Raw genomic sequence first — 7,718 nt, 5'->3', positions numbered from 1 at the left:
GGCCGAGGCCGGCCACGAGCCGCACGTCCAGCTCGGCGTCCCGGTCGACGTGGACGGCGACGGTCACGCCCCGCCGCCGGAGGCCGCCGAGCGTCGCCGTGCGGGCGACGTCGACGTCGAGCGCCGGTCGCCGCGGGCCGTCCGCGGGCGGCGGCACGTCGGCGCCGACGGTGAGCGCGCCGGGGCCGATCGCGCTGCGGTACGAGAGGACGAACGCGCGGCTGTGCAGGTCACCGCGCGTGATCGACGGCTGCAATCCCCAGACCTGACGTGCGCTGGTCGCCGTCCAGTGCCGGGTCCAGGCGTTGTCGGGCCGGTGGAAGGTCCGCATGATCCCGTCCTCGTGGACCTGCAGCAGGGCGTAGCCGGCCGGGTACTCCTTGATCGCCCCGTTCTCCAGGAACGGCAGCCGTCCGCCGGTGGTCGGGTGGCTGCGGAGCACGTTGGCGTGGGTGTGGCCGTGGAGCACCAGCCGCACCCGCGGGTAGCGCGCCAGCACGTCCAGCACCGCCTGGGCGCCGCGGTCCGCGGGCACGCCCTGGCCGATCAGCAGCGGGTGGTGGAAGACCACCAGCAGGTCGCGGCCCTCGCCCTGGAGCGTCCGCAGCTGCCGGTCCAGCCAGGCCGGCTGGTCGCCCAGGTCGAGCCGTCCGGCGCCGCTGTCGGGATCGGCCGAGTCGAGGCCGACGATCGCCAGCGCGCGACCGAGCCGGACCACCGAGCGCAGCGTCCCGTCGCCCGCTCGCTGTCCCGGGAAGGCCTGCTCGCGCAAGCAGTCCCCGTCGGTCGAGCAGGCGCCCGCCAGGCGCCGGTCGTGGTTGCCGCGGGTCACCTGCAGCGGCGCGTCGAGCTGCCGCAGCTGGGCCAGCGCCCGCGAGACCTCGGTCGGGCGGCCGCGATCGGTCAGGTCGCCGTTGGCGATCACCAGGTCGAGATCCAGCCGCGACAGCTCGTCGATCGCCGCGGAGACCATCCGATGGGCGTAGTCGGGGTAGGCGTCGCTCGAGAAGCAGGGCGGGATCGACGGGCCGAGCGCGTCGGTGACCGTCCCCGAGCAGTGCTCGCCGACGTGCAGGTCGTTGAGGACCGCGATCGTCGCCAGGTGGCGGCCCGCGGGGCGGACCAGCGTCCGGAAGCTGCCGGGGTCGGCGTCCCCGTTGCCGAGCGAGACGCGCCGGCCGCCGGACGACAGCTCGTAGCGGTACTGCTGCCCGGAGCGCAGCCCGTCGATCCGCGCGACGTGGACCTGCTGGCCCTCCTCGAGCCGCCGGACCGACGTCCGTCCGTCCTCGGGGCCGCCGACCGGGGTCAGGTGGACGGTCGTGTCGCTCGGCTCCTCGGTCCACCACCAGGCGACGAAGCCGCTGTCGGTGACGGTCACCAGCTCCGGCTCGAGGGCTGGACCGAGGTAGAGGCTCGGATCGGCTGCCTCGGCGGCGGTCCCGGCGCCGAGCAGGCCGTAGCCGGCGGCGGCGCCGACGGCCGATCCGACCAGCGTCCGGCGGGTGAGCGGGTGCTGCATCGGGACATCCTCGCCGAAACCGCCCCGTGACAGGTGAAGCCGATGTGTTCTGGCGGCGGCTCGGCGCGCCGACCACCAGCCGGGCCCGCCACCCGATCGCGTGGCTCAGGGCGCGATCGCCGCGCTCCGCGGGTCGATCAGGATCTTGGCGTGGGCCTCGGGATCGCCGAGCGCCGAGAAGGCGGCGTCGACGCCGTCCAGGCCGACGGTCCCGGTGATCAGCGGTCGCGGGTCGACCTTGCCCTCGGCGAGCATCTGGAGCGTGTCGCGGAACTCCAGCGGCGTGTAGCCGAGCACGAACCGCAGGTCGATCTCCTTGTTGATCGCCATCGCCGGGGTGAAGCGGTCGACGCCGACGCAGACGCCGACCACGACCACGCGGGAGAACAGCGGGGCGCCTTCGATCGCGCTCTCGATCACGCCCGGCATCCCGACGCACTCGAAGATCACCGGGTGCTTCGGCGCCGCCCCGAGGGCCTCGCCGAGCCGCCACGCGTGCCACCAGCCGACCGGCAGCCGCTCGAGCTTCTCGCGCGTGCCGACCGCCAGCTCGAGCGCCGAGGGGATGTCGTTCAGGTGGCCGCGGCGATCGACGGCCGTGAACGGCGAGTCCTGTCGCGGATCGACCACGACGTCCGCGCCGCAGGCCGTCGCCAGCGCCCGGCGGCCGGGGGAGAGGTCGCTGGCGACCACCTTCCGCACGCCCTTGGCCTTGAGCATCAGGATCACGCCCAGCCCGACCGGCCCGCACCCGATCACGATCGCGACGTCGCCCTTGCCGACCTCGCCGCGGCGGACGGCGTGCCAGGCGACCGCCATCGGCTCGGTCAGCGCCGCGACCTCGGGCGACAGCCCGTTGGGCACCGGCATCATCAGCGACTCCTCGACCACCAGCTGCTCCGCGTAGGCGCCGGGAGCGTGGACCGAGAGCCCGAGCGTGTCGACGCCCGCCTGCCCGCGCAGCAGCGGCAGCGCGACCACCGGCGTCCCCGTCGCGAGGCCGCGGCGGCAGCCGGGCCCGTGCTCGGCGACCTCGCCGGAGAACTCGTGCCCGAACACGATCGGCTGGTCGGAGCGGGCGAAGCGGTCGTAGCCCGCCTTGGCGGCCAGGTCGGCCCACTGGTCGCAGCCGTGGCGGGCGTGCAGGTCGGACCCGCAGATCCCGCAGCGCACGACCTCGATCCGGACCTGCCCGTGCCCCGGCTCGGGCTCGGGCCGCTCGACCACGGCGAGCGTCGCGTCGGTGCAGACGACGGCCCTCATCGGGCCGAGCGGAGGACGGGGCGGCAGGTCACGCCGCGACTCTCGCACGGATCGCACCGGCGCAGGACCCGAACGACCGTACGCGGCTCGTGGTCGATGCTCCAGGTGCACCATCTTCAGGGCCCGCAGATTGGCCGCCCGGCGCATGTGCAGTCCGTCCACCCGGGCCTACGCTGGTCGGCGTGCCGGGCGCCCGACCACCGATCTCGCCACCGCCGGCCGGCGGCGCGGACGATCGGCCGCACGTGGCGATCGTGCTGGAGCCGCTGACGGCCGGCTGGCAGCGCGCCGACGCGGTCGCCGCGCGGATCCGCGCGCACCTGCCGGGGGCGCTGACCGACCCGGTCGCGAACGGCCTTCGCGGGCTGCTGCCGGTCGTCGACGAGCGGGCGCTCGAGCAGCTCGACGCCGAGCTCGACCGGATCGCCCGCGAGGAGCGGCTGGTGGGCGGCCGCAGCGGACCGCGACCCGGGGTGGTCGCGGCCGCCGCCGGGCTGCAGGAGGCCGTCGCCGCGGCTCGGATCGTCCGCGCGCTGGCCCCCGAGGGCGGCCTCCGCGCCTGGGAGTCGCTGGGCGCCTACCGCTACCTCGTCTCGACGACCGGCGACGTCGACCCCGACCTCCGGCACGGCGCGGCGGTCGCGCTGCTGGTGGACTACGACCGGCAGCGCGGCAGCACGCTGGTCGGGACCCTCGAGCGCTACCTGGCCGACCGCAGCGTCGTGCCGACCGCCCGCGCGCTGTCGATCCACCCGAACACGCTCCGCCAGCGGCTCGAGCGGGTCGAGGCGCTGACGGGCCTCGACCTGGCCCGCGAGGACCTGCTGTCGCTGGAGCTGGCGATCATGCGCCACCGGCTGCTCGCGGCCGCCGGCTGAGCCTCGAACGAGCCTGAACGACGTCGACGAGCGACGGGCGCGGCGGCCACCCCCGCCGCGCCCGTGCTCGTGGTCCTCGTCCGCGATCGGGTGGCGCGCCCCGGTGCGCGCCCGCGGACGGGCGGGTGCGTCGGCCACCCCGCCGACCCACCACGATCTGTCCGGGCGGCGCCCTCAGGCGGTCGCGGGCCGCGCTGCCGGCGGCGAGCTCGGGATCCGGGCGCTCCGCAGCCGCAGCGCGATCCCGCCGTAGGCGACGACGCTGCAGGACGCGCCGGCGACCATCGTCACCCCCGAGAAGACCGCGAACGAAGCGACCAGCCCGGCGGCGACCAGGGCGGGCGCCCAGCCGCCGACGAGCCCGCTGCGCCAGGCGCAGAGCATCACCAGGATCCCGCCCAGCAGCAGCCCGGCGACCGCCGGGACCTGCATCACCGGCTGGAGCCCGTAGTCGCCCGCCCGCTCGCCGACCGCGGCCGCCTGCTCGGCGGGCAGCGACTGGATCAGCGCGAGGTCGTAGAAGTCGACGACGACCAGCCCGGGCAGCATCGTGGCGCCGCAGAAGGCCAGCGTCGCGGCCGGGATCCGGAGGGCGCGGGGAGCGCCGCCGGCGCGACGCAGGACCGACAGGAACGCCAGGCCCATCAGCGCGTAGCCGAAGAACAGCAGCACGGCGGCGATCTGGGTCTGGTCGGGGCTGGCGGCGAGCGCCGCCTGGTAGGCCGTGATCTCGTTCTCGCTCTCCCACGGCGTCGCCGCCATCCCGGCGGTCATCACGATCGGGCCGGCCAGCAGCGCGGCGGTGGTGGCCGCCGAACGGCCGTCGGTGGTGCGCGAGCTCATGGCAGCAGCCTCGACCACCGGCGGCGTCCTGTCGTCGGCCGCGCGGGCGATCGGCGCCGCGGGCAGGACGATCCGCGGCGACCGCGGGGACGACGGCCGTCCTCCCGCCGGAGGACCGGCCGCTCGTCCGCGCGGCGGACGACAGCGTCGTCGCGGGCGGCTACCGTGTCGGCCCACGTGTCCGGGGTCGTGCGCCAGGCGCCGCCCCGCCGCGGCGCCACCGAACTGCTGCGTCGAGCCCGCGAGCCGCTCTTCTGGCTCGCCGTGGTCGCGATCGGGCTCGAGGGGCAGCGCCAGGTGCTGGTCGACTTCGAGGGCTCCGACGGCGCCCGGATCCGGCTGGCGCTGGCGGCGGCGATCTGCACCGTCGCGCTGGCGGTCTGCCGCCGCTACCCGCTCGCGACGCTGCTGACGATCGCCGCCGGGCTCTTCGTGTCGGTCTTCGACGATCCGCGGACGACCGTCTACGCGCCGGCCTTCGGGATCATCTTCGCGGGCTTCGCGCTCGGCCGCCGCTCGGACGATCGGATCCCGCTGATCGGGGTGGCCGTCGCCGGGACGCTGCTGGTCGGGGGCGAGGTCCTCGACGGCCACGAGTCCTCGGTCGGGTCGGTCGTCGCCTCGGTCCTGCTGACGGTGGTCGCGCCGGTCGGCCTCGGCCGCGCCGTCCGCGAGCGGGCGGCGACCCACGACGCGCTGCGGGCGCGGGCGGCGGTCGACGAGGCGGCCCGTCGCGACGGCGCCGCCCGCGCGCTGCTCGACGAGCGCGCGCGGATCGCCGGCGAGCTGCACGACGTGGTCGCCCACGCGCTCTCGGCGATGGTCGTCCAGGCCGGTGCGGCACGGGTCCTCGCCGCGCGCGATCCCGGGTCCGCCGCGGGGGCCTTCGCGTCGGTCGAGCGGACCGGTCGCGACGCGCTGTTCGAGATCCGCAGCCTGCTCGGGGTCCTGCGCTCGGCCGACGACGAGCAGGCGCTCGAGCCGCAGCCGACGCTGGAGCACCTGCCGCAGCTGCTGCGGCGCAGCGCGAGCAACGGCCTGGCGGTGCGGCTGGAGACGGTCGGCGAGCCGCGGGCGCTCGGCGCCGGCGCGTCGCTGACCGCCTACCGCGCGGCGCAGGAGGCGCTGCGGGTCGCCCGCGAGGACGGCGGCGCCCGCGAGGCGGTGGTGACCGTGGCCCACGAGCCGACCGCCGTCCGCGTGGCGGTCGACGACGACGGCCGCGGGGATCGCGGTCCGCTGGCGGTCCGCGAGCGGGTGCTGCTCTACGGCGGCGAGCTGACCGTGGCCCGGGTGCCGGACGAGGCGCCCGAGCGCCGGGGCTGGCACCGCACCGCCGTCCGGCTGCCGCGGGGAGCGGCGGCGTGATCGCCGCCGCCGTCCGCTGGCGGCCGCTCGACGTGGCGCTGGCGCTGCTGCTCGGCGCGGTCGCGATCGCCGAGGCGCTGGTCGACCGGCCTCCCGGCGGGGTGGTCGCGCATCTGCTGCTCGCGGCCCCGATCACGGCGATCGTGCTGCTGCGGCGGTCGTGGCCGGTCACGGCGATGCTGGCGTGCGCGGCGACGGCGGTCGTCAAGGGCGCGGTCTCCGGCTTCGAGCAGCCGAGCTCGGCGGCGTGGCTGCTGGCGCTGGTCGTGGCCTACGGCGGTGGCCGCGACGGTCGCGGACGGAGCACGCTCGGCGGCCTGGCGCTGATGATCGTCGTCCTCGAGGCGACCTGGATCGCCTACGCGGACGCGACGGCGACCGACTACTTCTACCCGGCGTTCTTCGTCGTGCTGGCGTTCGCCGCCGGCCGGATGACCCGCCAGCACGTGCGGCTGGGCGCCGACCTGCACGAGACCGCGGCGCGGGCGCAGGAGCGGGCCGAGCACGAGCGCGAGCTGGCGCGAGCGCACGAGCGCCGCCGGATCGCGCGCGAGATGCACGACGTGATCGCCCACTCGGTCAGCGTGATGGTGGTCCAGGCCGGCGGCGCGCGGCGGATCCTCGACCGCGATCCGGCCCGCGCGCAGGCGGCCGCGGCGCTCGTCGAGCAGACCGGCCGCGAGACCCTCGGCGAGCTGCGGACGCTGCTCGGCGCGATCGACGGCGGCGGGCCGGACGCGGCGATCGCGCCACCGGCCCCGTCGCTGGAGCGGGTCGAGGAGCTGATCGGGCGAGCGCGGGCGGCCGGCCTCGAGGTGACGCTGGAGCAGGCGGGACGCACGTCGCCGCTGCCGGCCGGCGTCGACATGGCCGCCTACCGGATCGTGCAGGAGGCCCTGACGAACGTCCTGCGCCACGCCGGCCCGGTGCCCACGGTCGTCGTCGTCCGCCGCTCGCGGGACGCGCTGGAGGTCGAGGTCCGCAACGTCGCCGGGAGCGGCTCGCCGGGCGCGCTCTCGCGACCGGGCGGCCACGGATTGCTCGGCATGGTCGAGCGCGCCGGCCTCTACGGCGGGCGACTCGATGCCGGTCCCCAGCCCGGCGGCGGCTTCGCCGTTCGCGCTCGGCTGCCGCTTTCGGAGAGGATGGAGATACCGGTATGAGCGTTCGCGTGCTGATCGTCGACGACCAGGGCCTCGTGCGCGCGGGGTTCCGGATGATCCTCGACGCCGAGGACGACCTCGAGGTGGTCGGCGAGGCCGCCGACGGGCTCGAGGCGGTCGCGTCGGCGGCGCGCCTGCGCCCCGACGTCGTGCTGATGGACGTCCGGATGCCGGAGCTGGACGGGATCGAGGCGACCCGCCGGATCCTGGCCGCGGCGCCGACCGACCCGCCGCGTGTCCTGGTGCTGACGACGTTCGACCTCAACGAGCACGTCTACGACGCGCTGCGCGCCGGTGCCAGCGGCTTCCTGCTCAAGGACGCGCCGCCCGAGCGGCTCGCCGACGGGATCCGGACCGTCGCCCGCGGCGAGGCGCTGCTGGCGCCGTCGATCACCCGCCGGCTGGTCGAGGAGGTCGCGCGCGCCCGCCCGCGCCCGACCCCGCCCGCCGGCCTCGACGAGCTGACCGATCGCGAGCTCGAGGTCTTCCGGCTGATGGCCCGCGGGCTCTCCAACGGCGAGATCGCCGCCGACCTGGTGGTGGGGGAGACGACGGTCAAGACCCACGTCGCGCGGGTGCTGATGAAGCTCGGCCTGCGCGACCGGGTCCAGGCCGTGGTGCTGGCCTACGAGAGCGGCGTGGCGGTGCCCGGCGGCGGCGAGCCGGCGCTCGGCTGAGCCC

At 76.5% G+C, this 7,718-nt stretch carries 7 protein-coding genes; 4 read left to right on the top strand and 3 right to left on the bottom strand.

The window, feature by feature from the left end; translation table 11 throughout:
- The coding region (locus PAI11_RS12880) for a metallophosphoesterase (protein ID WP_040600151.1) at positions 1-1,522 on the bottom strand (1,522 nt) is incomplete at its 3' end.
- Between the two features lie 105 nt (positions 1,523-1,627).
- On the bottom strand, positions 1,628-2,785 hold the full coding sequence (locus PAI11_RS12875; RefSeq protein WP_040600150.1) for a zinc-binding dehydrogenase: 1,158 nt from the start codon (positions 2,783-2,785) through the stop codon (positions 1,628-1,630).
- Positions 2,786-3,030: 245 nt separating this feature from the next.
- Between PAI11_RS12875 and PAI11_RS24415 the strand changes: the two genes are divergently transcribed.
- Positions 3,031-3,663: a PucR family transcriptional regulator gene (locus PAI11_RS24415; protein ID WP_007575337.1), complete on the top strand. Its 633-nt coding sequence runs from the start codon at positions 3,031-3,033 to the stop codon at positions 3,661-3,663.
- A gap of 174 nt (positions 3,664-3,837) precedes the next feature.
- Here PAI11_RS24415 and PAI11_RS27260 read toward each other — a convergent pair whose 3' ends face one another.
- Complete coding sequence (locus tag PAI11_RS27260) at positions 3,838-4,506, bottom strand: hypothetical protein (RefSeq protein ID WP_007575335.1); 669 nt, start codon at positions 4,504-4,506, stop codon at positions 3,838-3,840.
- A 177-nt stretch (positions 4,507-4,683) separates the two neighbouring features.
- On the opposite strand from PAI11_RS27260, the gene PAI11_RS27255 reads away from it, so the two are divergent.
- The 3 genes from PAI11_RS27255 to PAI11_RS12850 are packed head-to-tail and all read left to right on the top strand — an operon-like array spanning position 4,684 to position 7,714.
- On the top strand, positions 4,684-5,874 hold the full coding sequence (locus PAI11_RS27255; protein ID WP_007575333.1) for a sensor histidine kinase: 1,191 nt from the start codon (positions 4,684-4,686) through the stop codon (positions 5,872-5,874).
- On the top strand, positions 5,871-7,037 hold the full coding sequence (locus PAI11_RS24405) for a sensor histidine kinase (RefSeq protein WP_007575331.1): 1,167 nt from the start codon (positions 5,871-5,873) through the stop codon (positions 7,035-7,037). Before PAI11_RS27255 ends, PAI11_RS24405 begins: the two co-directional genes overlap by 4 nt.
- Positions 7,034-7,714: a response regulator gene (locus tag PAI11_RS12850; RefSeq protein ID WP_007575329.1), complete on the top strand. Its 681-nt coding sequence runs from the start codon at positions 7,034-7,036 to the stop codon at positions 7,712-7,714. Before PAI11_RS24405 ends, PAI11_RS12850 begins: the two co-directional genes overlap by 4 nt.
- Positions 7,715-7,718 lie beyond the last annotated feature (4 nt).

This window comes from Patulibacter medicamentivorans, assembly GCF_000240225.1.
GTDB classification, from domain to species: domain Bacteria; phylum Actinomycetota; class Thermoleophilia; order Solirubrobacterales; family Solirubrobacteraceae; genus Patulibacter; species Patulibacter medicamentivorans.
The sequence above is the reverse complement of the archived record's forward strand: the minus strand, read 5'-3'. Positions and strand labels throughout refer to the sequence as shown.